This window comes from Hyphomicrobium nitrativorans NL23 (assembly GCF_000503895.1).
Lineage (GTDB): Bacteria > Pseudomonadota > Alphaproteobacteria > Rhizobiales > Hyphomicrobiaceae > Hyphomicrobium_C > Hyphomicrobium_C nitrativorans.
This window is the reverse complement of sequence record NC_022997.1, coordinates 3,116,469-3,131,562: the sequence shown is the minus strand read 5'-3', so window position 1 is coordinate 3,131,562 and position 15,094 is coordinate 3,116,469. Positions and strand designations below refer to the sequence as shown.

General features: G+C 65.3%; 10 protein-coding genes. 5 read left to right on the top strand and 5 right to left on the bottom strand.

Annotated elements, in window-relative coordinates:
- Window positions 1-11 precede the first annotated feature (11 nt).
- Window positions 12-1,568, bottom strand: coding sequence for a D-alanyl-D-alanine carboxypeptidase (locus W911_RS14665; protein ID WP_144083623.1), 1,557 nt, complete (start codon window positions 1,566-1,568; stop codon window positions 12-14).
- Between the two features lie 490 nt (window positions 1,569-2,058).
- On the opposite strand from W911_RS14665, the gene W911_RS14660 reads away from it, so the two are divergent.
- The 3 genes from W911_RS14660 to clpA all read left to right on the top strand — a co-directional run bounded on the left by W911_RS14660 (window position 2,059) and on the right by clpA (window position 5,562).
- Window positions 2,059-2,430, top strand: coding sequence for a phasin family protein (locus W911_RS14660; protein WP_341872096.1), 372 nt, complete (start codon window positions 2,059-2,061; stop codon window positions 2,428-2,430).
- A 326-nt stretch (window positions 2,431-2,756) separates the two neighbouring features.
- The gene (gene clpS, locus W911_RS14655) at window positions 2,757-3,095 is read left to right on the top strand and encodes an ATP-dependent Clp protease adapter ClpS (protein ID WP_023788321.1); all 339 of its coding nucleotides are present in this window, start codon (window positions 2,757-2,759) and stop codon (window positions 3,093-3,095) included.
- 7 nt (window positions 3,096-3,102) lie between these two features.
- Window positions 3,103-5,562: an ATP-dependent Clp protease ATP-binding subunit ClpA gene (clpA, locus tag W911_RS14650; RefSeq protein WP_023788320.1), complete on the top strand. Its 2,460-nt coding sequence runs from the start codon at window positions 3,103-3,105 to the stop codon at window positions 5,560-5,562.
- 69 nt (window positions 5,563-5,631) lie between these two features.
- On the opposite strand, the gene W911_RS14645 is transcribed toward clpA, so the two are convergent.
- The 4 genes from W911_RS14645 to W911_RS14630 all read right to left on the bottom strand — a co-directional run bounded on the left by W911_RS14645 (window position 5,632) and on the right by W911_RS14630 (window position 11,741).
- Window positions 5,632-6,324, bottom strand: coding sequence for a DUF599 domain-containing protein (locus W911_RS14645; RefSeq protein WP_023788319.1), 693 nt, complete (start codon window positions 6,322-6,324; stop codon window positions 5,632-5,634).
- 8 nt (window positions 6,325-6,332) lie between these two features.
- Window positions 6,333-7,340 (bottom strand): zinc-dependent alcohol dehydrogenase family protein, encoded by a 1,008-nt coding sequence (locus W911_RS14640; RefSeq protein ID WP_023788318.1) that lies wholly within the window; start codon window positions 7,338-7,340, stop codon window positions 6,333-6,335.
- Window positions 7,341-7,549: 209 nt separating this feature from the next.
- A complete protein-coding gene (gene scpA / locus W911_RS14635; protein WP_023788317.1) occupies window positions 7,550-9,730 on the bottom strand; it encodes a methylmalonyl-CoA mutase in 2,181 nt (726 codons plus the stop codon).
- 91 nt (window positions 9,731-9,821) lie between these two features.
- On the bottom strand, window positions 9,822-11,741 hold the full coding sequence (locus tag W911_RS14630) for a methylmalonyl-CoA mutase family protein (RefSeq protein WP_023788316.1): 1,920 nt from the start codon (window positions 11,739-11,741) through the stop codon (window positions 9,822-9,824).
- A 386-nt stretch (window positions 11,742-12,127) separates the two neighbouring features.
- Between W911_RS14630 and W911_RS14625 the strand changes: the two genes are divergently transcribed.
- Window positions 12,128-13,627 carry a helicase HerA-like domain-containing protein gene (locus W911_RS14625; protein ID WP_023788315.1) on the top strand — a complete coding sequence of 500 codons (1,500 nt, stop codon included), beginning with the start codon at window positions 12,128-12,130 and terminating at the stop codon, window positions 13,625-13,627.
- A 22-nt stretch (window positions 13,628-13,649) separates the two neighbouring features.
- Entirely contained in the window at window positions 13,650-15,026 is a 1,377-nt protein-coding gene (locus tag W911_RS14620) for a hypothetical protein (protein ID WP_023788314.1), read from the top strand.
- The last annotated feature ends 68 nt before the right edge of the window (window positions 15,027-15,094 follow it).

Sequence of the window (15,094 nt, the reverse complement as noted above, 5' to 3'; positions counted from 1 at the left end):
GCGAGATCGGGCTATTCAGCCCGCATGACGAGACAATCGATAGCCATGCGGCGCAATTCGAGACACGCCGAGGTCGCGCTCCGCTCGTCGAAATTCACGAACCGCGCGCGGAATATCTGCTGGTCTGCCGTCTGTACCGGGATCGTAGCCCCGGCATAGCTGCTGAGAAGATTGCCCGTCCGCCCGCGCACCTGCTCGATCCGCCGCTGAGCTTCCTCCGCGCTGACATACGCCCCGATCTGGACATCGAAGCCACCCGCGGCGGAGCGGCGCGCGGCGAACTGCTGATCGGGGAGCGCGGCCACTTCCATGCCGAGCTGGCGCGCCTGGGAATCGAGCGTTGACGGCGGCCGCGCGACATCGGCAGCAGCCGCCTGTTGTTGCGGCGGCGCGGGGCGGGGTTGAGGTGCACCCTCCACCAGTGAATTCCGGATGAGCCCCGCGATGTCCCGCGCGCTCGGAGACGCGGCAGCATGCGCGACAGGCGGCGGAGCCGGTTGCCCGTGGTGTGCGCCATCCGTCGTATCCGACATGGCTTCACGAAGCGCGAAGAGATCGAACTCAGGTGCGCCGTAATGGCCGTCGGGGCTGTTGTTGTCGTGTGCGTCGCCTTGTTCGAGAACTTGCGCGATCCGATCGGGCGGCGGTGGCTGAGCGGGTCGCGACGCGGCTTTCTTCGGAGGCGCCTTCGCGGCCGCTTTCACCGGCGGTGGCGTCGCGCGGGCGGCAGGCGGCGGAGGCGGGGCGGCGCGCGATTCTGTCGCCCACGCCATTTCGACCTCTTGCGGCGCGGCCGGTTGAGGCGCGGGGCGCTTGCGCGCGATCAGCGGCTGCGAGCCTTTCCGCGTGCGCTGGGTCGATGCGCGTTCGAGTGCGCGAAACAAAAGCCCCTGCATGTGTGCGTTGCGCGCAGCCGCCGTCTGTCCGCCGAATACGACGCCCACGATATGCTTGTTCCCCGTGCGCACCGACGATACGAGATTGAAGCCCGACGCGCGGATATAGCCCGTCTTCATGCCGTCCATGCCGGGGAAAGAGCGCATCAGCGTATTGTGCGAGCGCCAGGTCTTCTCGCCGAACGTGAACGTGGACGTCGAGAAGTAGTGATAGTGCTTCGGGAAGTCGTCCTGAATGCGCAACGCCAGAGTGAGCATATCGCGCGCCGTCGTGATCTGACGCGGTTCGGGCAGGCCGGATGCGTTGTGGAACACGGTCTGCGTCATGCCGATCTGGCGCGCGCGTTGCGTCATCGCGCGCGCGAAGGCCGGCTCGCTTCCGCCGATGTGTTCGGCGACCGCCACCGCCACGTCGTTGGCCGAGCGCACGACCAGCGCCTTGACGGCGTCCGCGACCGTGATCGTGTCTCCGGGCTTCAGATCGAGTTTCGATGGCGGTGCGGCGGCAGCGCGCGCACTCGCCGTAATACGGGATGAGAAACTGAGACGGCCCTGCTCGATCTCGCTGAAGAGCATGTAGAGCGTCATCACCTTGGTGAGCGATGCCGGAAAGCGTGGTTCGTCGGCCGCGTCGTCGTGCAGCACGGCGCCGGTATTGCCATCGATGATCATCGACGACTGCTTGGGCGGCGGTGCCTTCTTGGCCGGCTGCTTTTTTGCCTGCTTGGCTTTTTTTTCGTGGACGCCTGTTTGGAGGTCGAGGCCTGCTGAGCGTGCACCGCTTGAACGGCGGGCAGCGCAAAAAGCACGGCCGCCATCAGGGCGATCACCCAACGTGTTACGGCATCCGCCAAGGATCCCCCCTTCGTTCGCGTCCGTCGCCGAAAAGCCGGAACCGGATGCCGGCCCGGCTCTATCCCGCCCGCTCCCGCGCCGTAAACCATAGCTGAACCGCGCTGTAATGCCGACACTTCTGGGCCACTTTGGGGCCGCGACGCTGTCGGGATGGGCGTCGGCAACCCTCTTGTGGGCAACCTAGCCTCCGGGTCCTGCAATTGCGTTAACGAATGACTGACGGCAGATTATGCTGCGACGCAATAATACGCTTGAAAAAATGCTGCAGTGCGCCTAGGTTTTGTTCAGGCATTTCGGTGCCGGACCAGTGCGGGTTCATCTCTCGATCAAGCAGCAGGCATCCCAAATGATCAACAATTTCCAGGAATTTCAGAAGCTCGGCCAGACCAACGTCGACACCGCGGTGAAGTTGCTCGGCGATTGGAGCAAGGGGTGGCAGGCCATCGCCGCCGAGTTCAACGACTATTCGAAGCGCGCCTTTGAAGATGGCACGGCAACTTTCGAGAAGCTGCTGTCGGCCAAATCGGTCGAGCAGGCATTCGAGATTCAGTCCGGCTACGCCAAGCGTGCCTACGAGGACTACATCCATCAGCTCAACAAGGTCGGTGCCCTCTATTCCGATCTCGCGAAGGATGCGTACAAGCCCGTCGAGAAAGCGTTCCAGAACGCGGGCAGATAGCCGCAGGGGCGTCTCGCGCCGCACCGATACACGAGGGAAGAAAGGTCCGAGGCGAAAGCCCGGGCCTTTTTCGTTCCGCCCTTTTCTCGGGCCCCTTTTTCTCGGGCTAAGACACCCCACTTAACATTCTGCCCGAATGGTCTGATCAACTCGCACTGCCTCCGCTCTGGACGGCTGCGCCGTCCGAAAGGTGGGCATTGCTGGCGCAAGCCAGGTGCGTAACAGTAGACGGGAGTGGCGCCGCTTCGGCGGCGCAGACGCGATTGACAACGGGCATGATGACACGACAACTGAGATTTGCGGCGTTTGGGTCTGCCGGGCCTGAAATGGCGGGCAAGAACGGCGCCGGACGGGATCAGGGCGGGGACGAGGGCAAAACAGGCCTCGTGACCAAGACACGCCCTAAGACGAAGAAGCCTTCTCTCTACAAGGTGCTTCTTCTCAACGACGATTACACCCCGATGGAATTCGTGGTCCTCGTGCTGGAAAAATACTTCAGCAAGGGCCGCGAGGAGGCGACGCGGATCATGCTGCACGTGCACCACAAAGGCGTGGGCATCTGTGGCGTGTACACCTACGAGGTCGCCGAGACGAAGGTCACGCAGGTTATGGACTTCTCCCGCCAGCACGGCCATCCTCTGCAATGCACCATGGAGAAAGAGTAGGTCGAACGTGCCATCCTTCTCGAAGTCACTTGAAGCCTCGCTCCACCGCGCGCTTGAGTTCGCCAACGAGCGCAATCACGAGTTCGCAACGCTGGAGCATCTGCTTGCGGCGCTGATCGACGACCGCGATGCGGCCGCCGTGATGCGGGCCTGCAATGTGGATCTCGATCAATTGCGCGCGCGTGTCGGTGAGTATCTCGATACCGAACTCGGCAGCCTCGTGCACAAAGGCGCGGCGGAAGCGCAGCCTACCACGGGCTTCCAGCGCGTCATCCACCGCGCGGTCGTCCACGTGCAGTCGTCGGGCCGCGAAGAGGTGACGGGCGCCAACGTGCTCGTCGCGATCTTTGCCGAGCGCGAAAGCCACGCCGCATTCTTCCTGCAGGAGCAGGATATGACGCGCTTCGACGCCGTGCAGTACATCAGCCACGGCATCGCGAAGCGTGCAGGTCTCTCCGAGCCGCGCGGTGTTCGTGGCTCTGACGACGAGCAGGCGAGCGAGGCGGGCGAGGAGAAGAAGCCCGGCCAGGATGCGCTCAACACCTATTGCGTCAACCTCAACAAAAAGGCGCGCGACGGCCGCATCGATCCCTTGATCGGACGCGAGCAGGAGGTGCTGCGCACCATCCAGGTGCTCTGCCGCCGGCAGAAGAACAATCCGCTGCTCGTCGGCGATCCCGGCGTCGGCAAAACCGCCATCGCCGAGGGCCTCGCGCGCAAGATCTTGCGCAACGAAGTGCCCGAGGTACTCAAGGACGCCACCATCTTCGCGCTCGACATGGGCGCGCTTCTCGCAGGCACGCGCTACCGCGGCGACTTCGAGGAGCGGCTCAAGGCGGTGATGAAGGAGGTGGAGAACTATCCTGGCGCCATCCTCTTCATCGACGAGATCCACACCGTGATCGGCGCGGGCGCAACGTCTGGCGGGGCGATGGACGCATCGAACCTTCTGAAGCCCGCGCTTCAGTCGGGCCTCGTGCGCTGCATCGGCTCGACCACCTACAAGGAGTACCGCCAGCACTTCGAGAAGGATCGCGCGCTCGTCCGCCGCTTCCAGAAGATCGACGTGAAGGAGCCGACGGTCGAGGATTCGATTGCGATCCTGAAGGGCCTCAAGCCCTACTTCGAGGAGTTCCACAAGCTCAAGTACACGGGCGAAGCCATCAAGGCGGCGGTGGAGCTTTCGGCGAAGTACATCCACGACCGCAAGCTGCCGGACAAGGCGATCGACGTGATCGACGAGACTGGCGCCTCGCAGATGCTGGTGCCGGAAGGCAAGCGCAAGAAGAAGATCACCGTGAAAGAGGTGGAAGCGACCGTCGCCACGATGGCCCGCATCCCGCCGAAGACGGTGACGAAATCCGACGCCGAGGTTCTCGTGAACCTCGAAAAGGATCTGAAGCGCCTCGTGTTCGGCCAGGACAAGGCGATCGTCGCCCTCTCGGCTGCGATCAAGCTCGCGCGTGCGGGTCTGCGCGAGCCGGAGAAGCCGATTGGCAGCTACCTGTTCTCGGGCCCCACCGGCGTCGGCAAGACCGAGGTCGCCAAACAACTTGCGTCTCTCATGGGCGTGGAGCTGTTGCGCTTCGACATGTCCGAATACATGGAGAAGCACACCGTCTCGCGTCTCATCGGCGCGCCTCCGGGCTACGTCGGCTTCGACCAGGGCGGTCTCCTGACGGACGGCGTGGATCAGCATCCCCACTGCGTGCTTTTGCTCGACGAGATCGAGAAGGCGCACCCGGATCTGTTCAACATCCTCCTGCAGGTGATGGACCACGGCAAGCTCACCGATCACAACGGCAAGTCGGTCGATTTCCGCAACGTCATCCTCATCATGACGACGAACGCGGGCGCGAGCGACATGGCGCGCCCGCCTATGGGCTTCAACCGCGAGAAGCGCGAGGGCGAGGATACGGAGGCCGTGAACCGGCTGTTCACCCCCGAGTTCCGCAACCGCCTCGACGCGGTAATCCCGTTCTCGGGACTTCCGCCGGAAGTCATCTCGATGGTGGTCGAGAAGTTCATCTTCCAGCTCGAAGCCCAGCTTGCAGACCGCGGTGTGATGATCGAGCTGTCGGAAGGCGCGCAGAAGTGGATCGTCGAGAAGGGCTACGACGACAAGTTCGGCGCCCGGCCGCTCGCACGCGTCATCCAGGAGCACATCAAGAAACCGCTGGCCGACGAGCTGCTGTTCGGCAGGCTCGAAAACGGCGGCACGGTCAAGGTGCTGGTGCAGGGCAAGGGCGAGGAGAGCGGTCTCACGTTCGAGATCGTCCCGGCCGATCCTTCGAAGAAGACGCGCTCGCGCGAAGAGGACGAGGACGACGACGAGGGCACCGAGGAGGCGGCCCTTGTGGAGGCGACGCCGCCGCGCAAGGCGCTTCCCGGCCCGAAGGAGAAGAAGGAGCGCAGCCCGCGCTCCGGCGGCGCCGTGCCGAGCGTGCCGCGCAAGAAAGACGACTGAGGCGCCGCCTCTCCATCACAAGTAAAAATAACGCCGCGAAGCCCTGCTTCGCGGCGTTTCTTGTGCGGACTACTTGATATCCGTGACGCGCTGCAGGCTCCCCAGCATGGGCGATGCGAACTCGCGCCGATACAGCACGAACGTCACGATCAGCGTCACGGCGAGCAGCACCAGCGGATCGATAAACCACGCGAAAAGCGCGATCGCGAAGTAGTAGGCGCGGATGCCGTTGTTGTAGCTGTCGCCCGCCATGGTGGCGATGTGCGCGGCGTTATCGACGTAGCGTGTGAAGTCCGCTGTATTTGTTTCCACCGCAGTCGGCGCCGCGCCCACGATGATCGAGAGAACATTGTACTGCCACGCCGACCACGTGAACTTGAAGAATGCGTAGACGAACGCGGCGATCAGCACGAGCGCCTTGAGTTCCAGCACCCAGGGATCGGCCGACGACGAATAGGGAAGATGCGAGACGACGTGTCCCAACGCGGGCAGAAGCGCGATGAGACCGCCGAGGATGAACACCGTGGTGGAGGCGAAGAACAACGCCCCCCGCAGCAGGTTTCCGAGCAACGCGGCATCCGCGATGTGCGAATCGCGCTCGAAGATGCGCCGCATCCAGCGCGCGCGGAACACGTTGACCGACGAGATGAGGCTCGGCCTGCGCCGGCCAAGCCACCGCGCGGTCACGCCGTAGCCCAGCCAGCAGAAAAGAAAGCTCGCAAGCGCAATCGCGTCGATGAGCGGCAGCGACAGAAGTTTCATGGGCCGCCTTACATCTCGATGCAGATCTTGCCGAAGTGCTGTCCGGTTTCCTCGTAGCGGAAGGCATCCGCAAGGTTCGCGAGCGGGAACGTCCTGTCGATCACGGGGCGGATGCCCGTCGCTTCCAGCCCGCGGATCATCTCGGCCTGATGTGCGCGGCTCCCGACGATGATGCCCTTGAGCTTGATCTGCTTGGCCATCATGGCGAGCGTCGGCACCTCGCCCTTGATGCCGGTCAGGATGCCGATCAGCGAGATGTGCCCGCCGATCCGCGCCGCCGTGATCGACTGCGCAAGCGTGCCCGGCCCGCCGATTTCGAGCACATGATCGACGCCGCGTTTGCCGGTCCACGTCCGCACCGTATCGCCCCAGTCGGGATCGGTCTTGTAATTGACGGTGAAGTCCGCGCCCATCTCTCGGGCGCGTTCGAGTTTCGCATCCGACGACGAGGTGACGATGGCGATTGCGCCCATCGCTTTCGCCATCTGCAACGCGAAGATCGCGACGCCGCCCGTGCCGAGGATCAGCACGCTATCGCCGGCTTTGAGCCCGCCTTCCACGACAAGCGCGCGCCACGCCGTCAGCGCCGCGCACGGAAGCGTGGCGGCTTCGACGTGGCTCCAGCCCTTCGGTGCGCGTGTGAACCACGTCTGCGGGGTCACGATAGCTTCCCGGGCATAGCCGTCGAGGCCGTCGCCCGGCACGTGAGAGAAGTTGCCGTGCGGAGGCTCCCCATTCTGCCAGTAGGGAAAAAACACCGACACGACGTTGTCGCCTTCCGCGAACTCGGCCACGCCGTCGCCGACCGCCTCGACCACGCCCGCGCCATCCGACATCGGGATGCGCCCGCCTTCGGTCGGGATCGCGCCGACTGCGACCGCGTAGTCGTGATAGTTCAGCGAATTCGCATGAAGCCGAACGCGGATCTGCCCCGGCCCCGGCGCGCCCGGATCGCCGATCTCCGCCACCTCGAACGTATCGAGGCTCGCCGGCCGCGCAAGTTTGATGGCTTTCATGTGCGTGTCTCCCCGTTCGGCTGTCTTCTGCCTACCCCGGAGTTAATCGCCACGCCAGGAGATTGCTACCCGCACGAAAGACCCAGGCCCCAGCATCGCGGATTTGCAGCATCGCGGATTTCAAGTGTCATGCTCCCGTCATGACATCGTCGTGGCGAAGGGATGCTCCGGATTGGCAACGACGCAGGCGGGCGAAATGCGGCAGGCAACTACTCCGCAGCCGCCTTCGTGTACCCGTACTTCTGATTGAGCTTGTCGATCAGGTCGGCGGCCGCCTTCGGAATGTTCGTGCCGGGGCCGAAGATCGCTTCCGCGCCCGCCGAATAGAGCGCCTCGTAGTCATGCGGCGGGATCACGCCGCCGACGACGACCATGATGTCCTCGCGGCCGTCCTTGGCGAGCGACGCCTTGAGGTCCGGCACCAGCGTGAGATGGCCCGCCGTCATCGTCGAGACGCCGATCACGTGCACGTCGTTCTCGACTGCCTGGCGTGCGGCCTCGTCCGGCGTTGCGAACAGCGGCCCGATGTCGACGTCGAAGCCGAGGTCGGCAAACGCCGATGCGATCACCTTCTGCCCGCGGTCGTGCCCGTCCTGGCCCATCTTCGCGATCAGGATGCGCGGACGCCGCCCGTCCGTCTTCTCGAACTCGGCCGCCATCTGAATCACGGTTCCGACGTCGTCGTTCATGGCGCCCGCCTCCGATCTGTAAACGCCCGAGATCGCGCGGACCTCGGCGCGGTGCCGCGTGAAGACTTTTTCCATCGCTTCCGACATCTCGCCGACGGTCGCCATCGCGCGCGCGGCCTTCACGCAGAGGTCGAGCAGGTTGGCGTCGCCCTTGGCGCCTTCGGTGAGCGCGTTGAGGGCGGCCTGCGTCTGCTCCTCGTTGCGTTCGGCGCGCAGCCGCTTGAGCTTGGCGATCTGCTGCTCGCGCACGGCCGCGTTGTCGACCTTGAGGAAGTTGATTTCGAGATCGTCCTTCACCCGCAGTTTGTTGATGCCCACGATGGTCTGCCGCCCGCTGTCGATGCGCGCCTGCGTGCGGGCCGCCGCTTCCTCGATGCGGATCTTCGGAATGCCCGCCGCGATGGCCTTCGCCATGCCGCCGAGCTTCTCGACTTCGTCGATGTGCGCTTTCGCCTTGAGCGCAAGCTCGTACGTGAGGCGCTCGATGAAGTGGCTGCCGCCCCACGGGTCGATGGGCCGCGTCGTGCCGCTTTCCTGCTGCAAGAGAAGCTGCGTGTTGCGCGCGATGCGCGCCGAGAAGTCGGTCGGCAGCGCGATGGCTTCGTCGATGCCGTTAGTGTGAAGGCTCTGCGTATGCCCCTGCGTCGCCGCCATGGCCTCGATGCAGGTGCGTGTCGCGTTGTTGAAGATGTCCTGCGCCGTGAGGCTCCAGCCCGAGGTCTGGCTGTGCGTGCGCAGCGACAGCGAGCGCACGTCCTTCGGCGCGAATTCGCGCTTGATGAGATCCGCCCAGAGAAGACGCGCCGCGCGCATCTTCGCGATCTCCATGAAGTAGTTCATGCCGATCGCCCAGAAGAACGAGAGGCGCGGCGCGAACTTGTCGATGTCGAGGCCGCCAGCCACGCCCGCGCGCGCATACTCGATGCCGTCCGCGATGGTGTAGCCGAGTTCGAGGTCCGCCGTCGCGCCCGCTTCCTGCATGTGATAGCCGGAGATCGAGATCGAGTTGAACTTCGGCATGTTGGCCGAGGTGTAGGCGAAGATGTCCGACACGATCCGCATCGAAGGTTCGGGCGGATAGATGTAGGTGTTGCGCACCATGAATTCTTTGAGGATGTCGTTCTGGATGGTGCCCGCGAGCTTCGCGGCCGGCACGCCCTGCTCCTCGCCCGCCACGATGAAGAGCGCGAGAATGGGCAGCACCGCGCCGTTCATCGTCATCGACACGGTCATTTCTTGCAGCGGGATGCTGTCGAAGAGCGTGCGCATGTCGTAGATGGAATCGATGGCGACCCCGGCCATGCCGACGTCGCCCCGCACGCGCGGATGATCGGAATCGTAGCCGCGGTGCGTCGCGAGATCGAACGCGACCGAAAGGCCCTTCTGGCCGGCCGCGATGTTGCGCCGGTAGAACGCGTTGGAATCTTCCGCCGTCGAGAAGCCCGCATACTGGCGGATGGTCCACGGCTGCGCGACGTACATCGTGGGGTAGGGGCCGCGAAGGTAAGGCGCGATGCCGGGCCACGTGTCGAGGAAGTCGAGCCCCGCCGTGTCGGCATCCGTGTAGACCGGCTTCACGGGAATGCCTTCCGGCGTCGTGAAGACGTCGTCGGCGGTGGCCGGAGCGGCGCTCGCGCCGACGCCGTTCGCCGTCCGCGTATCCTCGAACGAGATCTTGGTGAAATCCGGGATCGTGGTCATGCCTAACGCCCAAGCCCTGAATTGAGTGCCTTGCGGGTCTGCCATCGTAGACCCGCTTGAATGGATGAGATCCGGCCGACGCCGGACAAGCTTACGAAATTCCGAGTCTTTCCTGAAGCCCCTTAAGGGCGGCCACCGCATCGGCGCCCGCGAACAGGAACTGGTCGACGCCGGCCTCCCGCAGCGCGGCTTCCCGGTCGCCAGGCCGCCCTGCCATCAGCACGAAGCCCGCGCCAGCCTGCTTGAGCGCAGTGGCCGTTGCCGCGGCGTGAAGCTCGTTGAGCGCGTCCGAGGAACAGATGCACGCGAGCGCCGCGCCGGATGCCTTGAAGGCGTCTGCCGCGGCGTCCGGCGTCGCGTAGCCGTCGCTCGTCAACGCCTTGATGCCGCCTGCCGCCAGGTAATTCTTGACCCACGTCGAGCGCGCGGTGTGGTCGATCACGGCGCCGATGCTGGCCAAAAACACGACGGGTTCGTTGCCTGTCCGCGCGATGAAGGCGTCGGCCGCATCGCGCAGCGCCTCGAACGGCTCGGCGAGCCGGTGCGGCGTCAGCGGGCGCACGATCTGAGCGCCCGCGAGCGGCGGAACCGGCGCGTGCGGTTGATATTTCACGCCGTCGTCGCCGAGCAGCGGGAACGCCGAGACGCCCGTCAGATCCTCGCGGCCGGTGGCGATGGCCTTGGCGCGCAGGCCCGCGTCCGCCGTCGTCTTGTCCTGCACGAAGCCTTGATCGAGCGCCGCGATCACGCCGCCCATGGCTTCGATGTCCTGCAGGAAGCCCCAGGCCACCTTCGCCACTTCGTCGGTGAGGTTTTCGATGTACCAGGCCCCGCCCATCGGATCGACCACGCGGCCGAGCCAGGATTCTTCCTGCAACACGATCTGGATGTTGCGGGCCGCGCGGCGCGAGAAATCGTCCGGTGCGCCAAGGGCCGCCGTGAACGGCAGCACCGTGATCGCGTCGGCGCCGCCGAGCGCCGCCCCCGCGCAGCACAGCGTCGAGCGCAGCATGTTGGTCCACGGGTCGCGCTTGGCGAGCACGCGCATGGAGGCGCGCGCTGAGATATGCAGATTGCGCGCATCGTCGCCCGCACCTGCGGCGTCCGCGATGCGCCAGATGATGCGGCGTGCCGCGCGCACTTTCGCGAGCGTCTGGAACTGATTGGTGTCGGCCGCGACCACGAACGAGATCTGGGCAAGAGCCTCGGACGGCGCGACGCCTGCCGCTTCGAACGTGCGCAGATACGCGATCAGCGTTGCGCCGAGCAGCGCAAGCTCGAACGCGTCCGTCGCACCGGCTTCGTGATAGAGGGCCGCATCCACGCGCACCGTCCGTGCCAGAGGGATCGCCGTCCGCGCGTCGCCCGCGAGGGCCATCGTCTCGGCAAGCGCCTTCTCGATGGGGAGCGGGAGCTGGCCGAAGCGCGCCATCGCGCCGATCGGATCGAGCCCGAGGAACACGCGCGTCTCGGCGGCAGGAATGCCGAGCGTCGGCAGCGCGGCGAGGAAGTGCCGGGCGGCGTCGGAGGCTCCAAGACCGGCGTTGAGTTCGACGGGCGCCATGTCGAGCCGCATGCCCCGGAGCGCCGCGGCCATGTCGGCGGCGCTCGCGATACGCACACCGGCCTGACCCGGCGCTTCGATTTCGAGCAGGATTCCGTTGGTGCCGCCGTCGAGTTCCGTCATGATCTCGGTGTTGGCGCGAGCGGGCTCCGTGGCCGCGATGCGTTGGCGGATCTCCCAGCCGAGCCCGTCCACGCTGGAGCGTGCGCCCCGCGTGAAGGGAGCCTGCCCGGGAACCGCGTCCTGAAGCGCGGGCGATGCGCCCTCGCGCGTGTAGAGCGGCTCGACGCGGATGCCGTCGGCGGTGCGCGTGACGAGACGTTTCTCGAAATCCGCGCCCTTGATCGCTTTGTCGACGAGCGTGAGCCACTGCTCGCGCGTCGCACGCTCGAAATCCGAGGCGAGCGGCGTGAGAGCACCGTCACGGGAGCTTCCGGCGGCCGTCATCGTTACTTCCAACCCCTTTGCATGGATCACATTATTATTTGGCGCGCCTGCGCCCGCACTTGAGCTTGCTCTATAGGGAAAATAGGCGGGGTGCGCACGTGGAAATCGCTCCATGCGACAGTTGGGCGACACTGTGTGGACACAGGCCCGTAAGCGACTCCCAGGCCCTTCATCTTGCGGTGAAATCAATGTTTCCCCAGCTTCACGGAGGGGCGCATGCAACTGAATTTGCAATGGGGGCTGACCCATGCAAAGACCGGCTGGAGGCCCCGATTGACCGAGTCGCGTGAATTGAGCGGGCCCGTCGGATTTCTGCGGGTTGGAAGGACGGCGTCCCTCCGTGCCCATCAGGACGTCCTGGGACGAATGCTAAGTCGGAGAGCGGAATGACCCAGTCGGTTTTGGCGGACGATAGGATCTTCCTCGGAAAAAGCACGAAGCCCGAATACCTCGAACTTCGCTTCGCGAACCGGCACGGGCTCGTCACGGGCGCGACGGGTACCGGCAAGACGGTCACTTTGCAGGGGCTGGCAGAGGGCTTTTCGAACGCTGGTGTCCCCGTCTTCGCAGCCGACATCAAGGGCGATCTTTCGGGTATCGCCGCGGTCGGCGAACCGAAGGACTTCCTGACCAAGCGCGCGACCGAGGTCGATCTCGGCGCCGACTATCGGCAGCGCGCCTTCCCGACCATCTTCTGGGACGTGTTCGGTGAGCAGGGCCATCCTGTGCGCGCGACCGTGCTCGACATGGGCCCGCTTCTGCTTGCGCGTATGCTGGAGCTTAACGAGGTGCAGGAAGGCGTGCTCAACATCGCCTTCCGCGTCGCCGCCGACGAGCAGATCCCGATCCTCGATCTCAAGGATCTGCGCGCGATGATCGCCAACATCGCCGAGCGCTCGAAAGAGCTTTCGATGCAGTATGGCAACGTGGCGACGGCGTCGGTGGGCGCGATCCAGCGCCGCCTTCTGGTGCTGGAAGAACAGGGCGCCGACCAGTTCTTCGGCGAGCCCTCGCTCGACATCGCCGACCTCATGCGCGTCGCCCCAGACGGCCGCGGCGTGATCTCGATCCTCGCCGCCGACAAGCTGATGGAACGGCCGCGCCTCTACACCACGTTCCTGCTTTGGATGCTGACCCGCCTCTGGCTGACGTTGCCCGAAGTCGGCGACGTGCCGAAGCCGAAGCTCGTGTTCTTCTTCGACGAAGCTCATCTTCTCTTCGACGAAGCGCCGAAGGCGCTGATGGAGCGCATCGAGCAGATCGCGCGCCTGATCCGCTCGAAGGGCGTCGGCGTCTATTTCATCACGCAGAGCCCGCTCGACGTGCCCGATACCGTCTCCGCGCAGCTCGGCAACCGCGTGCAGCACGCGCTCCGCGCGTTCACGCCGCGCGAGCAGCGGGCCGTGAGAGCGGCCGCCACCACATTCCGCAAGAACCCCGACCTCGACACCGAGCGGGTCATTCTGGAACTCAAGGTCGGCGAAGCGCTCGTCTCGATGCTGGAGAACAAGGGCGAGCCATCCATCGTCCAGCGGACGCTGATCCGCCCGCCTGAAGGCCGTCTCGGTCCGGTGTCCGAGAACGAGCGCCTGAGCGTGATCGAATACAGCCCCGTCTACGGGAAATACGAGCAAGTGATCGACAGCGACAGCGCCCACGAGATCCTTGCCCGGCGCGCGGCGAAAACCACCGAGGAAGCCGGAGCGGACAGCGGCGGCGGATGGAGCGACGTCGTATTCGGCGGGGGCAGCACCCCGCAAAAGGGCGGACGTCGCCGACAGGGCATGGGCGAAATGATCGGCAAGGATCTGCAGCGTTCCATTTCGCGGACCATTGCCACCACGATCAAGAACATCATCGTCAAATCGGTAACGGGACGACGCTGAGCGAATTACCCTAGGGCAGGTCATGGCGCGCATCCTCATCTGTCATGTGCCGAAAGACGGGAGCACGGCGCGCGAACTCGGTGCGGCGCTGATGGGGCGCGGCCATTTTGTCTCCTTCGACGGCGAGCCCGACACGCCGCGTGCCGACCGTTCTCAGCGCCTGCGCCAGTTCGAAGCCGTCGTCGTCATATGGACAGAAGTCTCGGCCCAGAGCGCGGGCCTGGAAGCCGTCGCCCGCGAAGCGCTGCCATTGAACCTGCTCGCGCCCGTGCGCGCCGAGGAGGTCGACAAGACCCGTGTCCCGTTGCAGTTCCGCAAGCTCAACATGTTCGCCCCGCGCGACGTGGATGGCATCGCGCGCCTGGTCGCGCGTCTGAGCACGGCGGCGACCTCGCGCCGCGAAATGGCGGCCTCGCCTCCCGTGCATTTCGAGCGCAAGGAAAAGCCGAAGCCGCCCCAGCCGGCAGCGGCAACGGTGCCCGCTCCGGTCCCGCAGCGCGCGGTGGAGCTTCCGCCGAAAGAGACACCGGCGGTGTTTCAGACTGCGGCCGTGATCCAGGCCAGCGAGCCGAAGCTTGCACCGGCGACGGAGCTGTCTGGCCCTCACGAGCGAACGCAACCGTCGCGGCCCGTCTCGTCGCCTCAAGTCCCGTCGTTCCAAGCCTCGTCGGCCCCCGCGCCGACGTACCCCGCAGCGTCATCCCATGCGCACGCGGCAATCCCGCCCGTGTTCGAATCCCATGCCGCCGTGAAGGCGCGCCCGCTCTTCGATCTGCCCGAGGTCGCGCCGACGTTTCCCGAACCGGAAGTTTCGGCACCATCGCTGGAGGAGCCCGCAAAGCCATCGCGCGCCGCCGAGCTTCACAACGCGCTCAACCCGCAGCGCGATCAGCGACCGGCCGTAACGGCTGCCGACCTCTCGCGTGCCGTCGACGATGGGCTCCTCGTTTGGCGCATCCCGGAGGCGATGTGGCTGGGCGAGCCGATCACGGTCGAGATCGCGCTGAACCGCCCGCATCTGGCGGGGCTGTTTCCTGCGGACGCGGCAACCACCGGACATCAGGCCCTGCGCCGCCAAAGCATCGAAACGCTTTCGGTCAGCCTCTACGGCCACACGGATGTGTTCGAGATCGAGCGCCAGTCGGAGCGGACGCAGTTCGTCATCGCAAAGCACGCGCAGGCGGGACGAGATCCGGCAACCGTTGGCCGGTGGACGTGGCTCGTGACGCCTCAGGCGGCGGGCGTTCAGGATCTCGTGGTGCGGATCTCGGTGCTGCTACGCGATCGCAATGGCGTGCCGGAGCCGGTGGCGCTGCCTGACCGCCGTTTCGAGATCGCCATCGACGTGCCGGAAGGCGCCGATCTCGTATCCGGCCTGGCCGGCTGGCATCGCGCCTGAATTCATCCCCTCAAAAAAAGAAGCGCGGGACCGTGAAGTCCCGCGCTTCTATGATTTCCGAGAGGTTA